Source organism: Pelosinus sp. UFO1 (assembly GCF_000725345.1).
Lineage (GTDB): Bacteria > Bacillota > Negativicutes > DSM-13327 > DSM-13327 > Pelosinus.
The window spans coordinates 871,577-888,529 of sequence record NZ_CP008852.1 but is presented as its reverse complement, the minus strand read 5'-3'; the positions used below and the strand labels follow the sequence as shown (position 1 = coordinate 888,529).

Sequence of the window (16,953 nt, the reverse complement as noted above, 5' to 3'; positions counted from 1 at the left end):
TAAGTATACAATATTTTATTGAAAATGGAAGTGTGATTGCACAATCTTTATATAATCTTTACACTAAGATTATATATGTTCAAATGAAGAATATTTAATTCTACCAGTAATAAAAATAACGGCAGAGATTTTATATCTCTACCGTTAAGTCTCTCCTAAATCCCAGTCATTAACCGATAACCGACACCTGACTCTGTAATAATATATCTAGGTTGAGCTGGGTTCTCCTCTACCTTACGTCTGAGCTGACCAATATACACCCTAATATAATGAGTATCTTCATTATAAGCGGTACCCCATACTGCCTTTAATAGCTGTTTATGAGTCAATACTCTACCAATATTCTGGGCTAATATTTTTAATATCTCATATTCTGTAGGTGTCAATTTTATTTCTTTATCATTTCGAGTTACATGACGAGCAACTAAATCAATCATCAATTCACCACAAGTTATCACTGGAGAACTTTCCACCGTTACAGTATGCCTTAGAGCTACCCGCAAGCGTGCTAACAATTCTCCCATACTAAATGGTTTCGTAACATAATCATCTGCCCCAGCATCTAGTGCTGCAATTTTTTCATTTTCCTGATCACGGGCAGTCAGAATAATGATAGGTACTTTTGACCATTCACGAATTGACTCCACTACTGTCTTTCCGTCCATATCAGGCAATCCCAAATCCAGAAGAATCAGGTCAGGCTTAAATATGGCTACTCTATTGATTCCTTCCTGTCCATTTTGACATTCATCAATTTCATAGGCATGAGCAGTTAATGAGACTTTTAACAATCGCCTAATTTGAGGTTCATCATCAACAATTAAAATTCGTGCTCCTTTTTCCATTATCTACACCACCCTCCTCCAAAGAAAATAAATAAGACTTGATTCAGATGGAGTTTTAACTCCACCTGAATTTTAGTCGCACTTATCCAGGGACTTAGCCGCTCTTAACTCCCACTTGTATAAGTGAGCCTTGGGTCCGGAGACCCTTAGAGCGAACTTATTTCGAGTTTACAGCCTGTTTCCCTGACCGTCAAGGGCAGGGAATTACAGACTGTTAACGAGATAAGTGAGCCTTGGATTCGAAAATCCTTAGAGCGAACTTACTTCGAGTTTACAGACTGTTATCCTGACCAGAGGGAAGGGTATTACAGACTGTTAACGAGATGAAGATGGGAGTCTTAGAGCGGTTTAGTCATCGGATAAAAATCATATATTGTTTTCTATATTATACCATATTTGAAGGTGGCTGTTCATCACAGGGAAGGGCAAAGGTCATCACTGTACCACCACCTGGTCGATTTTCGGCATGAATTGTTCCCCCATGAGCTTCAATTATTCCTTTACATATAGATAAACCTAGGCCTGTACCGCTAACGCTCTTAGGCTGTTCTACCCGATAAAATTTATCAAAAACACGTGTTAAATATTCAGATGGAATACCTGGACCTCGGTCAGCTACTGATACTCTTACTACCTTTTCGTCCTGACTGGCAGTAATTACAATTTCACTCCCCGGTGCGGAATACTTACAAGCATTGTCCAGTAAATTTACTAGCACTAATTCAACGAGAACGCAATCAGCTTTCACCAACGGTAGATCTGCAGGTATTCTAACAAGTAAAGCTCTATCGTTAAGAGATTCTTCGACCCGCCTTAGAGCAATACCTGTAATATCTTCAATGTCGCACCAATCGATTTTCAGCTGCATCATACCACTTTCTAATCTAGCAGTATCCAAAAGATTGGCTACCAAGCGATCCATACGATTTGCCCCTTCTTTCACGGTTTCTAACAATTCTTTTCTATCTTCTCCTGAATAGATACCTTCCACGTCTAAAAGACCGGAAACTGCTCCAATTATCGATGCCAATGGCGTCCTAAGCTCATGAGAAATAGAATTAAATAGGGCAGTACGTAATTGATCTGATTCTACTAATAAGGCAGCGCGCCTAGCTTGATCGGCTAAATTAACTCGTTCCACAGCAATAGCTGCCAATCCTGCCCATGCTTCCATCAATCGCCTCTGCACGGGAGTAAGCATTTTTTCCTGAATCCGAATACCTAAAACACCAACCGTGTTATCACTTGTCGTTAATGGCAAATACATGTATCTAGCACCTGGAAGGGTTTCTGTACAACGTCCAGCAATTTCGCTATGCTCATACGCCCAAATAGCCACCGCCTGCTCACTTGTATCAATGCCACTTTTCTTGGTCCCTGCTTCAGCGGCCAACAGTAAAGTACCATTATCCTGGGGTAGAAATACTGCCACAGGTCGTTCCAAAGTCTGCCATGCTTGCTCGACCAAAATACCTACAATAGCATTAACCTCCACTACTGCTGCAATCTCACGACTGAAAGAATAGAGTGCTCGAGTAGTCTTTTCCCGCTGCCTAGCTAACATAGCCTCTAGACGAAGTTTTTCAGTTTGTCCGCCGATAGTAAAAGATACTAAGAGAAAAAGTGGTAAACTCCACAGATAACGAAGATCTGCTACGCTAAAACTAAAAAAAGGTGGAATAAAGAAAAAATCAAAAAGTAATACACTGGCTAATGCCACCACATAAGATGGTCCCTTCCCCCACCATACTGCCGACAAAAGTACAGGCACTAAATATAACATCATATGTATAGACTCAATATATTCACGCCACAACCAATTACCAGCAGTAATTAAGAAAATCATTAGCACACCGGCCATATAATTCCATAAAGGAATCGTTGCTTTTGTTGCTAAGGTTTTAAATTTCGGCTCATCCTTTACCTCTGTGTTACCCTGAATAACATGAATGTTAACACCACCACTATAACGGATGAGTTTATTTACTACCGCACCGCCATTTAACCACTCCCATATACGTCCACGTAGTGGTTTACCAACTACTAGATGAGTGACATTATACTCCCGTGTCATTGATAATATTTCTTCAGTCAGATCTTTACCAACGACACTTATGGTTTTAGCCCCTAATTCCTCTGCCAGGCGCATATTACGAAAAATACGATCCCGTTCCTTCTCGCTAAGTTCTAGACGTCTTGGTGTATCAATATGTACAGCCAATAATTCAGCTTGTAAACCACGAGCCAACCGCCGTGCTGCCCGAATAAGCTGAGCCGAAAAGGGACTAGAACTCACACAGACCATCACCCGCTCGCCTGCTGGCCAAGGTCCAGGAATATCATGTTCCTGCATGTATTCATTTAATTCTTTATCCACTCGATATGCTGTAAAGCGAAGAGACAGTTCCCGCAAGGCATTAATGTTCCCGGGGCGGAAAAACTTATTCAACGCCAATTCTGCCTGATGAGGCATATATATTTTGCCTTCCTTCAAGCGCTTAATGAGTTCATTGGGGGGAATATCAATCAATTGCACTTGATCAGCCTGCTCCACAATACTATCAGGCACCGTTTCCCGTACTGTTACCCCTGTAATCTGGGCGACAATATCATTTAAACTTTCAATATGTTGAATATTTAGTGTCGTAGATACATCAATGCCAGCATTTAATATTTCTTCTACATCCTGAAATCTACGGACATGGCGAGAACCGGCCACATTAGTATGGGCCAGTTCATCAACTAACACTACTTTCGGTTTACGCGCCAAAATAGCATCAATATCCATTTCATGCAAAGTCCTACCTCGGTGCTCAATTTCCCTTGCCGGCAAACGAGGTAAACCCTCCACCATTTTTTCCGTTTCCACACGTTTATGGGTCTCTACCCAACCAATCACAACATCTACACCAGAAGCCAACATCTCATGGGCAATCTCTAGCATGGTGTAGGTTTTACCAACACCGGCAGCTGCACCTAAAAACACCGTCAGCTTACCTCTGTTTTCTTTATTTAGCTTCGTTAATAAGACATCAGGATCTGGACGTTTTTTTTCTTTACTTTCCTCAGGCATGTCATTGCCTCCATTATGTTAGTCGTTTCTAAAGCAATTGAACCACAAAGGTTTAAAGTACACAACATTTTTTTATAATTCGTAATTGTAGTATTTTTAAAATATCTTTAGTGTTTCAGCGCATCAAGTGCTAAGTTGAGTTCAAGCACATTGACCCTTGGCTCACCCAAAATACCTAACTGACGTTTTTTTATATGATGATCTACAAGATTACGAACTTCCTCAGCAGATAATCCTCGTTCCTTGGCTATCCGTCCTATCTGCATTTGGGCTGCTGCTGGAGAAATATCCGGATCCAGTCCACTACCCGAAGCCAAAACTAGATCAGATGGAATCAGTTTTTGCTCATCAAGCTGATTTTCATTACGAACTTTTGCAACATTGCCTGCGACTGTATCAACAAGTTTTTTACTAGTCGGTCCAAGGTTAGAGCCACCAGAACTGGCAGCATCATAACCATCTGCTCCTGCCGCTGAGGGACGACCATAAAAATACTTAGCACTTGTAAAGTTTTGTCCAATTAGTGCTGATCCAATGGGCTTACCATCATGGACAATGATGGAACCGTTAGCCTGAAAGGGAAATAAAGCTTGTGCCAACCCAGTCATGGCTAAAGGATAAGCCAAGCCGGTAATGATAGTAAAAACTAGCAACATGGCAAATGCATTTAACATTTGTCTTAACATAATTCGTTCGCTTCCTCTCAATAAATTAGCCTTTCTAAAAGAACATGATTGGTAATGAAGGCATTATACCAATCCCAAGGCAACAATAATCATATCAATGATTTTAATGCCGATAAACGGTACAATCAGCCCACCAAGACCATAAATCAGTAGGTTTCTTCTAAGAATTACGCTTGCTCCTAATGGTTGGTATTTTACGCCACGCAAGGCTAACGGAATAAGAGCTACAATAACGAGGGCATTAAAGATTACCGCACTTAAAATAGCACTCTCCGATGTAGCCAGATTCATGATATTAAAGACATTCATTTCCGGATATGCCGCTAGGAACATAGCTGGAATGATTGCAAAGTATTTAGCCACATCATTGGCAATACTGAAAGTTGTCAGCGCTCCCCGAGTCATCAGCAGTTGTTTGCCAATTTCTACGATCTCAATCAGTTTTGTCGGATTACTATCAAGATCAACCATGTTACCAGCTTCTTTTGCAGCTTGGGTACCACTGTTCATGGCTACACCCACATCCGCTTGGGCTAGTGCCGGAGCATCATTGGTTCCATCTCCCGTCATAGCTACCAGCATACCTTTTTCCTGGTATTCACGAATCAATGCCAATTTAGCTTCAGGTGTAGCTTCAGCCAAGAAGTCATCGACTCCGGCTTCAGCCGCAATCGCAGCTGCGGTAAGAGGATTATCCCCTGTAATCATGACCGTTTTAATACCCATTTGCCGCAAATCTTTAAAGCGCTCTTTAATCCCGCCTTTAACAATATCTTTCAGGTAAATTGTCCCAAGAACTTGGGTTCCCTGGACAACTACCAGAGGAGTACCACCTGATTTGGCAATTTTTTCGCAATCGCTTTTTACCGTTTCTGGGAACATGCCCCCCTGTTCAGTCATATATCTTTGAATGGCATCCATGGATCCTTTGCGAATTTGTTCTCCCTTAATATTCACTCCGCTCATTCTCGTCTGAGCCGTAAAGGGAATAAACTCTGCACCTAATGCCTGCAAATCACGTTCCCTTAAATTATATTTCTCTTTTGCTAATACAACGATACTACGTCCCTCAGGAGTTTCATCTGCAAGGGAGGATAATTGAGCACTGTCAGCAAGCTGAGTTTTATCTACGCCAGGTGCAGGAATAAATTCAGTTGCCATCCGATTGCCCAGTGTAATGGTGCCTGTTTTATCCAATAACAATACGTTAACATCACCCGCAGCTTCAACAGCACGTCCGGACATTGCCAATACGTTTCTTTTCAAAAGACGATCCATACCAGCAATCCCGATGGAACTTAAAAGTCCGCCGATGGTCGTGGGAATAAGGCAAACTAACAAAGAAATCAAAATTAGAATTGGTATTAATGTGCCGGAATAAACCGCAAATGGCTCAATTGTGGCTACAGCAACCAAAAAAATGAGGGTTAAACCAACAAGTAAAATGGTAAGGGCTATTTCATTAGGAGTTTTCTGCCTTTTGGCACCTTCAACCAGCGCAATCATACGATCAAGAAATGTTTCGCCTGGGTTAGCGGTAATTCGTACTTTAATCCAATCAGACAATACCCGTGTACCACCAGTAACAGCTGATTTATCTCCACCTGATTCACGGATTACGGGAGCAGATTCTCCGGTAATCGCGCTTTCATCTACAGATGCCATTCCTTCAACAATTTCACCATCACCAGGAATAAATTCGCCGGCTTTTACCATTACTAGATCACCTTTACGCAGATCTGCAGCGTCTACCTGTTTCGTTGTATTATCAACTACTTTATTAGCTTTCGTTTGGGTTCGTGCATTTCGTAGAGCCTGGGCCTGGGCCTTGCCTCTACCTTCAGCAACGGACTCGGCAAAATTAGCAAATAATACGGTAAACCATAACCATAAGGCTATTTGCAAGGAAAAACCAACATGGGCTGTATTTCCTCCCACAATATCCCGTATCATTAAACCAGTGGTTAAAAACGAACCAATATACACGATAAACATGACCGGGTTTCTGAATTGTGTCGCCGGCTTTAGCTTTCGAAAGGCATCACGGATTGCCACGCCTAGTATTTCCTTATTAAAACTCTCGCGAGTACTCATAATTTCTACTCTCCTTTTAGAACGTTGTACCTTTTAGCATTAACAAATGTTCAATAATCGGCCCTAATGACAGCACTGGTAAGAATGTTAGGGCTCCGACGATTAAAACTACGCCCACTAGCAAAACAACAAATAACCAGCCAGTAGTAGGGAATGTTCCAGGTCCTGGCGGCGAAATCTTCTTTGCAGCCATACTGCCTGCTATCGCAAGAGTGGGAATAATCACCCCGAAGCGCCCTACAACCATATTGAATGCCAGCATTAAGTTATAAAAAGGTGTATTAGCACTCAATCCCGCAAAAGCGCTACCGTTATTCCCTGCAGCAGAGGCAAATGCGTAGAGAATTTCACTCAAACCGTGTGGTCCAGAGTTTGTAAGAGCTGATGTACCTTGATCGATGACTGATGCAATACCGGAACCAATGAGAATGATAACCGAGGGAATCAAGATAGCAATCGTTGCCATTTTTGTTTCCCATGCTTCAATTTTTTTACCAAGGTATTCAGGGGTTCTTCCAACCATTAAACCGACAATGAAGACGGTGATGATAACAAACATCATCATGCCATAAAAGCCTGCGCCTACGCCGCCAAAGATTACCTCACCAAGCTTAATTTGTAACATAGTAATTAGACCGCCGAGGGGGGTAAAGCTGTCATGCATACTATTAACCGCACCACAGGAAGCAGCTGTGGTAATCGTAGCAAAGAGTGCCGATCCCCCTATGCCAAAGCGAACTTCTTTCCCTTCCATAGATGTGGGACTACTTACTCCTATAGAACTCAAAATGGGGTTCCCGTTTAACTCACTCGTATATAGAGTACCAAGCATAATAATGAACAGCAGAATCATAGAAGCAATAATCGCATAACCTTGACGCTTATTGCCCACCATATGTCCAAAAGTAAATACCAACCCAGCAGGAATCAGGAATATACTGAGCATCTCGATAAAGTTACTTACAGGAGTCGGATTTTCAAAAGGATGGGCCGAATTGGCGTTAAAAAAACCACCGCCATTGGTCCCCAACATTTTGATCGCTTCCTGAGAAGCTACAGGCCCCATAGCCAATTTTTGATCGGCACCATCCAGCGTTTGAACGGTTACATAAGGTGATAAATTTTGCAGCACACCTTGTTCTACAAGGATGGTAGAACAAATTATAGCTAGAGGCAGTAACACCCACATAATGCTGCGTACCATATCAACCCAAAAATTTCCTATAGTTTTAGCATTTTTACGAGTAAGACCTCTGATTAGGGCTACTGCTACCGTAAGGCCAGTTGCTGCAGAAAGAAAATTTTGTACTGTTAATACAGTCATTTGCGTAAAATAACTCATTGTGGCTTCTGGGGAATAAGACTGCCAATTTGTATTCGTCATAAAACTTACTGCCGTATTCAAAGCCAAATGCCACGGATCAACCCCAGCCAGTTGCTCAGGATTAAATGGCAGAATATCCTGCCATACTTGGATCATAAAAACCAAAATCATACCGAAAAGATTGAAAATAATTAAAGTAGCAGCATACTGCTTCCAATTCATTTCTTCGGTTTCTTTTACTCCGGTAATCCGGTAGATTACTTTCTCTATAGGTTTTAACACAAAATCAAAAATAGTTTTTTCTTGCGAAAATACTTTTGCCATATATTTTCCGAGAGGCAGGGCTAACAGTAGCAAAACCACAATGTAAAAGGCGAACATCATTATATCATTAATCATATTAAAACTCCTCCGGTCTCATTAATGCATAAACTAAGTATAAAAGTAGAAGAACCGTGATCCCTCCAGCTAACCATAAGTCAGCCATTTGTATCCCCTCTTTCTCGTGATAAATTAATTACTACACCTTTATATTAGCTCCATTCTAAGTAAAGATGCAGTAAAGAAGCCGCGTTACCTTGTAAAGAAGTTGTAAATATTGAATGATCTTATTTAAATCCTATAAGTTTAGGCCATAATAATAAACCAATGCAAAATCCTAAAAAAAATGTAAAGAGAGGAAAAACCTCTGTCATACTATTCACCTTCTTTTTAAAATTGATAAACAAGATGTAGCTAGTGATGCTATCTATAGTGCTTAAAAAACTCAATGCCTTTCTCAAAAGAAATGCAGGTAAAATATGCTACTATCATAATTATCAAACTTAGTACTAGTTTGATTTGTAACATAGTTGTAAAATCCACCATCGTTGTCGCCTCCATAACTATTTTCACCTTGATAGTAGCATGATTTGCCGTAAGGATGGCGTCAGGAAATAACTCTTTTGTGTCAAAAGAAAGTAAAGATAAGAAAAGACTTGGCTTGTGCCAAGTCCTCGGACGCAGGCAGAAGCCTTAGTCGTTCTTACTTGGAATCAAGAAAGTGTTATACTTTCTGATTCCGTAAAAAAACACTATTTGCTTGATTAGCAAATAGTGTTTCAATTTATTATCTATACCCGCGCTCTCTCCCACCACATTAAGAGTGATATACAAAAAGCAAGCCACATTGAACCAGCGGCATATCCTGCTATCACATCGGTGGGATAGTGAACACCTAAATAAATACGGCTTATACCGATTAACATACTCAAAATTACTGCCAATGTCATAACAGTCAGCCGCCCTCGCCAAGAATCTATAGTACGCATAATTAGAAATGCCACCATCCCATAGAAACACATGGTTGCCAAGGCATGACCGCTTGGGAAGCTATAGCCAGTCTCCTGCACAACCCGAAACAAGTCTGGCCTAGTACGATGAAACAAAATTTTCAACAGAAAACTAAGCAACCCTCCACCTGCTAAACAGATAGTCAGTGCCCCCAACTCCCGCCAGCGTTTAAGATATGCAAGTAGTAAAAGAGTAATAGCCACAATTACAATGTAGCTTGTGCCAAATCCTATATTGGTAATTATAATCATTATTTTATCGAGGGTGGGATTCGCGAAATAGCGGATAAGCCAAACAAAGCTATCATCAAATAACACCATTTCTTTGTGGAATAAGGTTTCCCAAGCAAGTATGCCAAACACCGTTAACATTAAAGCGCTAATGCCTAAGCTTGCTACAATATAAAGCGCTGGCCACCGCCGCTCTATTGCTAAGAATTTTTCTTTGATTGGAGAATACCACTTGGTCCTTTTAAATAAATGACCAATGATCCAAAATAGTACCGGTAGAATGATGAGGCTTACCGCCCCAATTAGAAAAAGCCCCCCCACCACTACCGGCACTAAGGGATGCCCCTGTGGCACGATTGTCCATGGCTTATATTCAACACTTGCGCCCTGCTCAATCATTGCGCTTCCGCCAAGTACAACAACTCGCCCGGTTATCCTTGCCCCAGATTTTATTATTAAGTTGCCATCCACAACAATAATGCCATCCGTTACCGTTCCTCCTACGCTTGCGTCGCCTCCAGCCACCATAAGCTTGCCTATGGCTTGCCCCGCCCCAATAGAAGTATTCTCGTGCACAAAGACATCGGGAAATTCTTCTACGCCTTTCCTAGTAGCACTGAAACAAACACTCGTAAGAATAAGTAAACTCATAAAAGTAAACACGATCCATTTGACCACTCGCGCATATTGAGCCATAAACATCCCCCGTATCAAATTTTTAGCCTTAATTAACCTGGGCTCATTAACCCAAAGCAACAGGAGGATTATAAGAGGCTCCTGCATGAATCAACTACAGTATTCCCAAATTTAGATGTAAAATCCGATAGATCAATCTCCATCTCGGAGATAGTACCCATACTCTTATCATCGTTATATTATACATCAGATCATCTAGATCTTAGGAGAGTCATCTGATATCTCGATCATTTTAATACAGTATCACAATCCACCACTTATTATATCATTATTACATAAATGGAAAACAAGTAACCGACACCTAAAAGAACAAGCAAGTCGAGATTACGTCTCGGCTTGCTTGTTCTTTTAGGTGTTTAATATTTCACTCTATTTTTCTTGTCCGTAATAAGCATTACTCCCATGCTTTCTGAAATAATGTTTATCAAGCAGTACTTGTTCAAGAGGTTGGCAACTAGAGTTCAACTGCAATGTGTTCATGGCCATCATGGCTACCTCTTCCATAACAACAGCATTATGCACGGCATCTTCACCACTTTTCCCCCAGGCAAAAGGCCCATGTCCGCTCACCAATACACCAGGTACGGCAACAGGGTCAATGGAACGTTCACGAAAGGTTTCGATGATGACTTTGCCTGTATTCTGTTCATAAGCAGTGTTAATTTCTTCTGCTGTGAGATTTCTAGTACAGGGAATTTCACCAAAAAAGTAATCAGCATGAGTCGTACCGAAGGCTGGTATCCCCCGTCTGGCCTGGGCCCAAATAGTGGCCCAGCGAGAATGGGTATGAACAACACCACCAACCTCTGGAAATGCCTTGTAGATTTCCAGATGAATCTTAGTATCACTAGATGGTCTATAGTCACCCTGCACAACATTATTCTCTAGATCAATTACAACCATATGTTCTTCTGCCATTACATCATAAGGTACCCCACTTGGTTTTATCACGATCAATCCGCGGCTGCGGTCAATCGCACTAACATTTCCCCAGGTAAAAGTCACCATTTCATAACGTGGAAGGTCAAGATTCGCTTCTAATACTTCCCGAATTAATTTATCCATAATCTCCTCCCTTTTACTAATTTAATCCCGTACTATTAAAATCCGCCTTCTTTGAGCTTATCAAGAACAAACTCCCTGGATCTGACTATTTCAATCAGTGGATCTTCAAAAGTATCTGCCCACATTTCAATAAGGAAAGGTCCGCTATATCCTAGTGATTTTAATTTTTTAAATATCGGAACAAAATCTACATCCCCTGTACCAAAAGAGGTATCACGGAATTTACCAGGAAAGCTATCAGTGACGTTTAATGTTTCTTTCACATGAACAGCAACAATACGGGAATGACCAATCTCTAACTCATACCCTACATCATTCCCCCATGCGCTAAGGTTTCCGATATCAGGATATACAGCTAACCAAGGTGACTTAATTAAATTTTCATATACCATATATTTTTGTATAGAATTGAGAAAGGGCGTATCCATAATTTCAATAGCTAGTATAACCTGATGCTTAGCAGCCATGGCCACAGATTGCTTTAACCCTTCAATAAAATTGGCGAGTGTGTCCTCACCATGCTCTTCATAATACACATCATATCCGGCAACTTGTATGACACGAATTCCTATATCACCTGCAAACTCAATGGCCTTGGCCATAAGTTCTAATGCCCGTTCTCTTACTTCCTGATTACGACTGCCTAAAGGGTATCGCCTATGACCACTGAAACACATAGACATGATCGGCATTCCTAGTTCTGCCATGTCTTGTAACAACTGGCGTTTTTCTTCTTTAGTCCAATACAGTCTAAACAGTCGTTCATCTGTCTCATCAATGGAAATTTCGATGAAATCAAAACCTAGTTTTTTAGCTGTCTGCAATTTAGTAGACAAATCCATATCTTTCGGCAAAGCCTTTTCATAAAGTCCTAATAAATTTTCCACTTTTCTCACCACAACTTCATAAATTAAAAATATTATAAATCCTAGCAACCAATCAAAGGTGCAGCACCTAAGGATTGACTGGTGCATCCTTACTTGTTGCTATTTAATATTTTCTTCTATAATCTTTGCCTCAATTTCAGCTTCCGATAGTAGATTCACTAAACCAACGATTTTGGTTCTATTATTTTTGACCTTAAAATTATCTACTAGTGAAGCAGAGCAGAATACCACATCATACCCTGCGGCCGCAGATTTAGCTTCGCCGACACTCATGTGATCTATCGTAGCCTCAATCCCCATTTTTTTAAACACCTTAGCAATTTTCATCTTAATAATTTGACTAGACCCCATCCCATTACCACAAGCTGCAACAACCTTAATCATTATAATCCTCCTTCATCAGTTACTCTAAAATACTGTTCCTTATTTGTACTGCGTCTATATTGAAGCTGTGGAATAAGAAGCATCATTACAATCACAAGGATCAATCCAGGAATCGATAAATTTTTCATAATAAATCCAATGGCTGGCCACAAGGTATCCCAGTCGATATTACCATGCCATCCGCCGTATTTATAAAGTTCAAAATACCAAGCAGCAATGGCTCCCCCCATGACCTGAGTGATACCTGTGCAAAAAGGTAATATGGCAGCTGCGCGAGCCCCACCAAACTTATTGGCAAAAACAGCGACAGTCGCATTATCAAAGAATACAGGTACGAAACCTGTGATAATCATAATTGGAGCCTTGAAGATAAACAATCCGGCAATGGCTATGAATTGACCAATACAGCCAAATATGAATCCGAATAAAACAGTGTTCGGTGAAGAAAAACCATAGGTTGCAGCACAGTCAACCGCCGGCAGCGCTCCTGGCAGAATCTTTTCAGAAATACCGCGGAAAGACTCTGTCAACTCAGATACGAACATTCGGACGCCACTGATCAGAATAAACAAGTATACTGAAAAGGACAGCGACTTAGCTAAAATATAGGTAGCAAATGCTAACGTTGCTGGAAAACCAGCCTTATCGATACTGCGCATATAGGGTTCGCCAAGAATTGCCATGATCGTGCCAAAGAAAATGAGCATCAATGTACCAGTAGCAATTACATTATCATTAAATACAGTCAGCCACTTAGGCATTTTGACGTTTTCTACACTACTATCTGGACTCCCAAATTTATGTGCAATCTTACTCGTTAACCATACCCAAAACATTTGTTGGTGACCGATAGCAAAGCCAGCATTCTCAGTGAGTTCCTCTGTAGGCTCTACTGTAAGATTAGAGAAAACTGACCAATAGGTACCAACTAAAAGACCAATCCAGAGAGCACCACTGAAATTTCTGAGTTCAGGAATGGCACAGAATACGATCCAAGTACACGTTGTCGCCTGCTGAATCATAATATGACCCGTCAGGAACAATGTACGAAGCTTAGTGTACTTACGCAATAAAACTAATAGAATGTTCCAGCCAAACCCAACCATTAGTGAGATCATTGTCCAAGAAAGAGACATACCAATCATCTTAATCGCTTCACTAGCAGCATTTAGGCCAAAATATGGATCAATAACTGCCGCATTAAGCTGGAAACGATCGTTTAGGCCGGCTAATATCGGTCTAAACGTGCTAACCAAGCCGCCAGCCCCCACATTCCAGATCATCATACCAACAGCCGCCTTAATAAACCCACCGAAGGCTTCATAAATTGGCTTACCTAGTAACATATAACCAATAAAAACTAATATACCTATGAAAAATTCCGGTTTTGACAGGATATTATTTGCAAATATTGTACTTGCTGTATTAATCGTTGTATATAAATCTCCCATTTCTCATCCTCCATTTCATATTGTATAGGATACTCTTTATTGAATTAAATCAGGCCCATAAAATCGAATTCCAATCTAAGGCACTATCACTCTCCTTTTTTTAAAGTAACAACAAAAAGAAATTTATCTTCATGCAAACATTTTTTGCAAATCGGCAACGCATGTAGTATTCGGCAGTTGAGCGAGAATATTATCATCAGAAATAGCAGCTACCAAAGCTTGCAGCATGTCCAGATGTGAATTACTATCAATGGAAGCTAAGACAAATAACAGCCGCGCATCATGTTCGCTGCTTGCACTGAAACTTACCGGACGATTCACCTTCATAAAAGAAATAGAAGTTTCCTTTACCCCGTTTCCGCCTTGGGCATGAGGCATAGCTACATCAGGAGCAATCACGATATAGGGCCCGAATTTATTAACACTGGCAATCATATCATCGATGTAGGATTCTTCAATTGCACCATCCCGCAGCAAGGGTTGAGCTGCTGCCCGTATGGCGTCCTCCCAGTGGTCAAAACCATCCGCAAATACAACACGTTGTTTTGCGATCAATTCTTTAAACATAAAACCAGCTTCCTTTCATTATGGGTTTACTAATCCACTTCCACTAATTGGTTGGCATACCAGCGATCAAGCTGTAGGCCACCACTTCATTAACAGCATTGGACAGCCTGGCCGTATTGTGCTCATCTCCAAAGAAATCTAAAATATCTTTCATTGCGCCCAAATGTTGTTCATCATCAATCAATGCTAATACAATGATGACCCGTGCTACTTTATTGTCAGGGAAAAGGATACCATCATGAGCCAGCAGCATTGATGCAGACAATCCATTCACATTACCTTCAGGCTTAGCGTGAGCAAGTGCCACATCAGGCGTAATGAAAATATATGGACCATAATTTTCAACACATTCAATCATGGCATTTACATAACAATCATTAATTAACTCTTCTTCTAATAGTGGAGCAGCAGCCAGACTAATTCCTTCACGCCAATCATCCATAGATTCTATTAATTGAATTCGTCCTGGTGTAATCAGGTCAGCCAACCCCTGTTGTCCTTGTTCGAGAACTTCACGAAATAAGGAATGTTTTTCGTTAAAATAATTGCCAAGTTCCCTCTTTACGTTATAATGCATATCTTCTGGTACGTATTGCTTTACTATGTCAAAAATCCGTTCTGCATCATCTTTCTTTCGCACGGACTTTCGCATTCTAAATACATGTGCCAAGATAGTCTGCTTGTCTTCCACTGTCAGTATGGGATTGACTGTTAAAGCCTGATAATTTGCTGACAATTGCACGGTGGAAACGATCAGGTCATAGGGCTGGCTGTATCCATTTAATTCACGGGCAGATATAATGTCAACCACTTCAATAAAAGGAAGTAATTCCTCTATTTCCCTACTAAGGATCTGGGCAGTAGCTACACCATTCTGACAAACAATCAGAATCTTGATGAGACATTTTTTTCGTCCTGACGTGCGTAGGTGTGCACCGAAATGCAGCGTCAAATAAGAAATATCACTTTTAGGAATCGGATAACCGATGGCTTTTGCTAACGACTCTGATACCTTTTGCGTAATGACAAATAGTTCTGGATATTTCTTTTCGATTTCTGCAACAACTGGAGTTCCTTCTAAAATACCGTAACGATAACGATAAAAAGAGCTATCCAAGTGAATGACTATTTTCTGCAGTAAATTGTCTTTTTCACTAAAATCAACACATGCCAGTCGCTCAAATTCATGAATCATTCGCATGGCAATCCTTGACATATCTGCATAGTTATGTTTCTCTTCACCAGTAATTTCCTTAGGAAATTGGACACGAGCTCCTAAAAGATGTATTGCAAGGTAAACTTGTTCTTCATTTGGAAGCTCGGGAAAGAACTGATTGATCAATAGAAACTCTTTACTGTTTACAATCTCTTCTCGCTCGAATCCAATGATGACTCGATCATTATTATGCATCATCATCCCAATCAAAATTGCCAGTTGCGTTAATGTGCCATCCACATATTCAGTATCTAGCTCATGTTCTATTGCTGTCAAAGAGACCAAGCTTTTCTTCACAACTTCATCTTGTAAATATGGCAAAATCCCACGCTTTGCCAGTGGCATTATCTGAGCAAGGTAGTACAGAAAAACTGCTCGTAGTCGAATGATGTCACCTGAAATCACATACCCTTGCTTAATTCCATAAGTCAATTTCAACTTATATTCCATTAATGCAGTTTTAGCTGCTTTCAAATCACTCAAAACAGTATTGCGGCTAACGTTGCATAGACTAGCTAGCCTGTCAGCATGCCAAACTTCCGTCAATGTTAACATTTTGCAAATCAATACCGCTAGGCGCTCATCCTGTGAAAAGGTATAAAATGCGGTATTTGATGACTTTCCAAGATGCTGAAGGACAAGTGATTTTTGCTCTGCGCTCAAAAATATGCCCCTCTGCCTTTCAACTTTTAGTAATGAGATATTTTTGCTTTTCAGCCAGTCAATAATCTCGTGGAGGTCATAATAAACAGCACGTTTAGAAATATGAATTTGTTCTGCTACTTCATCTAATGTCACATATCCATCCCGCGACAAAATATAATTCAATATCGCTCTACTCCGACTTTTAAGAATGATCATGTCTCCTGCTGCACCTCCTCACTACTTTTTTTAAATTATTCAAACTTTCTAAATTGATTATACAATTGTTCTGTGCTGAAAAAAAAGAACAATAAATGAAAAATCATTTATGCAAAATTGTGTCGCACAAGTACATTTTTGCGAGATTGGCTGTACAAAACTTGTTCTTATTTACTAATTCTGAATTCTGCTATAATAAATTTTAAATGATGTGCCATACCATTTTCATACCTAGATTATGA

At 40.5% G+C, this 16,953-nt stretch carries 13 protein-coding genes; all 13 read right to left on the bottom strand.

Translation table 11 applies throughout. The features are described from left to right. Window positions 1-155 precede the first annotated feature (155 nt). Complete coding sequence (locus UFO1_RS03945; protein WP_038668162.1) at window positions 156-845, bottom strand: response regulator; 690 nt, start codon at window positions 843-845, stop codon at window positions 156-158. A gap of 385 nt (window positions 846-1,230) precedes the next feature. After that, on the bottom strand, window positions 1,231-3,918 hold the full coding sequence (locus UFO1_RS03940) for a sensor histidine kinase KdpD (protein ID WP_038668160.1): 2,688 nt from the start codon (window positions 3,916-3,918) through the stop codon (window positions 1,231-1,233). A 107-nt stretch (window positions 3,919-4,025) separates the two neighbouring features. Next, entirely contained in the window at window positions 4,026-4,604 is a 579-nt protein-coding gene (gene kdpC, locus UFO1_RS03935; RefSeq protein WP_038668159.1) for a potassium-transporting ATPase subunit KdpC, read from the bottom strand. A 63-nt stretch (window positions 4,605-4,667) separates the two neighbouring features. Continuing rightward, window positions 4,668-6,698, bottom strand: coding sequence for a potassium-transporting ATPase subunit KdpB (gene kdpB, locus UFO1_RS03930; RefSeq protein WP_038668156.1), 2,031 nt, complete (start codon window positions 6,696-6,698; stop codon window positions 4,668-4,670). A gap of 16 nt (window positions 6,699-6,714) precedes the next feature. After that, on the bottom strand, window positions 6,715-8,421 hold the full coding sequence (kdpA, locus tag UFO1_RS03925) for a potassium-transporting ATPase subunit KdpA (protein WP_038668153.1): 1,707 nt from the start codon (window positions 8,419-8,421) through the stop codon (window positions 6,715-6,717). Between the two features lies 1 nt (window position 8,422). Beyond that, the gene (gene kdpF / locus UFO1_RS26180) at window positions 8,423-8,509 is read right to left on the bottom strand and encodes a K(+)-transporting ATPase subunit F (RefSeq protein ID WP_071841984.1); all 87 of its coding nucleotides are present in this window, start codon (window positions 8,507-8,509) and stop codon (window positions 8,423-8,425) included. A gap of 625 nt (window positions 8,510-9,134) precedes the next feature. After that, complete coding sequence (locus UFO1_RS25645; RefSeq protein ID WP_038668151.1) at window positions 9,135-10,280, bottom strand: phosphatase PAP2 family protein; 1,146 nt, start codon at window positions 10,278-10,280, stop codon at window positions 9,135-9,137. 369 nt (window positions 10,281-10,649) lie between these two features. Next, the gene (locus UFO1_RS03915) at window positions 10,650-11,348 is read right to left on the bottom strand and encodes an L-ribulose-5-phosphate 4-epimerase (RefSeq protein ID WP_038668149.1); all 699 of its coding nucleotides are present in this window, start codon (window positions 11,346-11,348) and stop codon (window positions 10,650-10,652) included. A gap of 32 nt (window positions 11,349-11,380) precedes the next feature. Next, the gene (locus UFO1_RS03910; RefSeq protein ID WP_038668146.1) at window positions 11,381-12,232 is read right to left on the bottom strand and encodes an L-ribulose-5-phosphate 3-epimerase; all 852 of its coding nucleotides are present in this window, start codon (window positions 12,230-12,232) and stop codon (window positions 11,381-11,383) included. A gap of 99 nt (window positions 12,233-12,331) precedes the next feature. Continuing rightward, window positions 12,332-12,616 (bottom strand): PTS sugar transporter subunit IIB, encoded by a 285-nt coding sequence (locus UFO1_RS03905; RefSeq protein WP_038668144.1) that lies wholly within the window; start codon window positions 12,614-12,616, stop codon window positions 12,332-12,334. Then, entirely contained in the window at window positions 12,616-14,067 is a 1,452-nt protein-coding gene (locus UFO1_RS03900; RefSeq protein ID WP_051788811.1) for a PTS ascorbate transporter subunit IIC, read from the bottom strand. The genes UFO1_RS03905 and UFO1_RS03900 overlap by 1 nt, the downstream gene beginning before the upstream one ends. A gap of 129 nt (window positions 14,068-14,196) precedes the next feature. Then, window positions 14,197-14,634, bottom strand: coding sequence for a PTS sugar transporter subunit IIA (locus tag UFO1_RS03895; RefSeq protein WP_038668141.1), 438 nt, complete (start codon window positions 14,632-14,634; stop codon window positions 14,197-14,199). 43 nt (window positions 14,635-14,677) lie between these two features. Beyond that, window positions 14,678-16,711 (bottom strand): BglG family transcription antiterminator, encoded by a 2,034-nt coding sequence (locus UFO1_RS03890; RefSeq protein ID WP_038668140.1) that lies wholly within the window; start codon window positions 16,709-16,711, stop codon window positions 14,678-14,680. Between the last annotated feature and the right edge of the window lie 242 nt (window positions 16,712-16,953).

Coding starts and splice junctions, on each gene's coding strand:
- UFO1_RS03895 (WP_038668141.1), bottom strand. CDS start 14,634: ATGTTTAAAGAATTGATCGCAAAACAACGTGTTGTATTTGCGGATGGT.
- UFO1_RS03900 (WP_051788811.1), bottom strand. CDS start 14,067: ATGGGAGATTTATATACAACGATTAATACAGCAAGTACAATATTTGCA.
- UFO1_RS03905 (WP_038668144.1), bottom strand. CDS start 12,616: ATGATTAAGGTTGTTGCAGCTTGTGGTAATGGGATGGGGTCTAGTCAA.
- kdpC (WP_038668159.1), bottom strand. CDS start 4,604: ATGTTAAGACAAATGTTAAATGCATTTGCCATGTTGCTAGTTTTTACT.
- UFO1_RS03940 (WP_038668160.1), bottom strand. CDS start 3,918: ATGCCTGAGGAAAGTAAAGAAAAAAAACGTCCAGATCCTGATGTCTTA.
- kdpB (WP_038668156.1), bottom strand. CDS start 6,698: ATGAGTACTCGCGAGAGTTTTAATAAGGAAATACTAGGCGTGGCAATC.
- UFO1_RS03945 (WP_038668162.1), bottom strand. CDS start 845: ATGGAAAAAGGAGCACGAATTTTAATTGTTGATGATGAACCTCAAATT.
- kdpF (WP_071841984.1), bottom strand. CDS start 8,509: ATGGCTGACTTATGGTTAGCTGGAGGGATCACGGTTCTTCTACTTTTA.
- UFO1_RS03890 (WP_038668140.1), bottom strand. CDS start 16,711: ATGATCATTCTTAAAAGTCGGAGTAGAGCGATATTGAATTATATTTTG.
- kdpA (WP_038668153.1), bottom strand. CDS start 8,421: ATGATTAATGATATAATGATGTTCGCCTTTTACATTGTGGTTTTGCTA.
- UFO1_RS25645 (WP_038668151.1), bottom strand. CDS start 10,280: ATGGCTCAATATGCGCGAGTGGTCAAATGGATCGTGTTTACTTTTATG.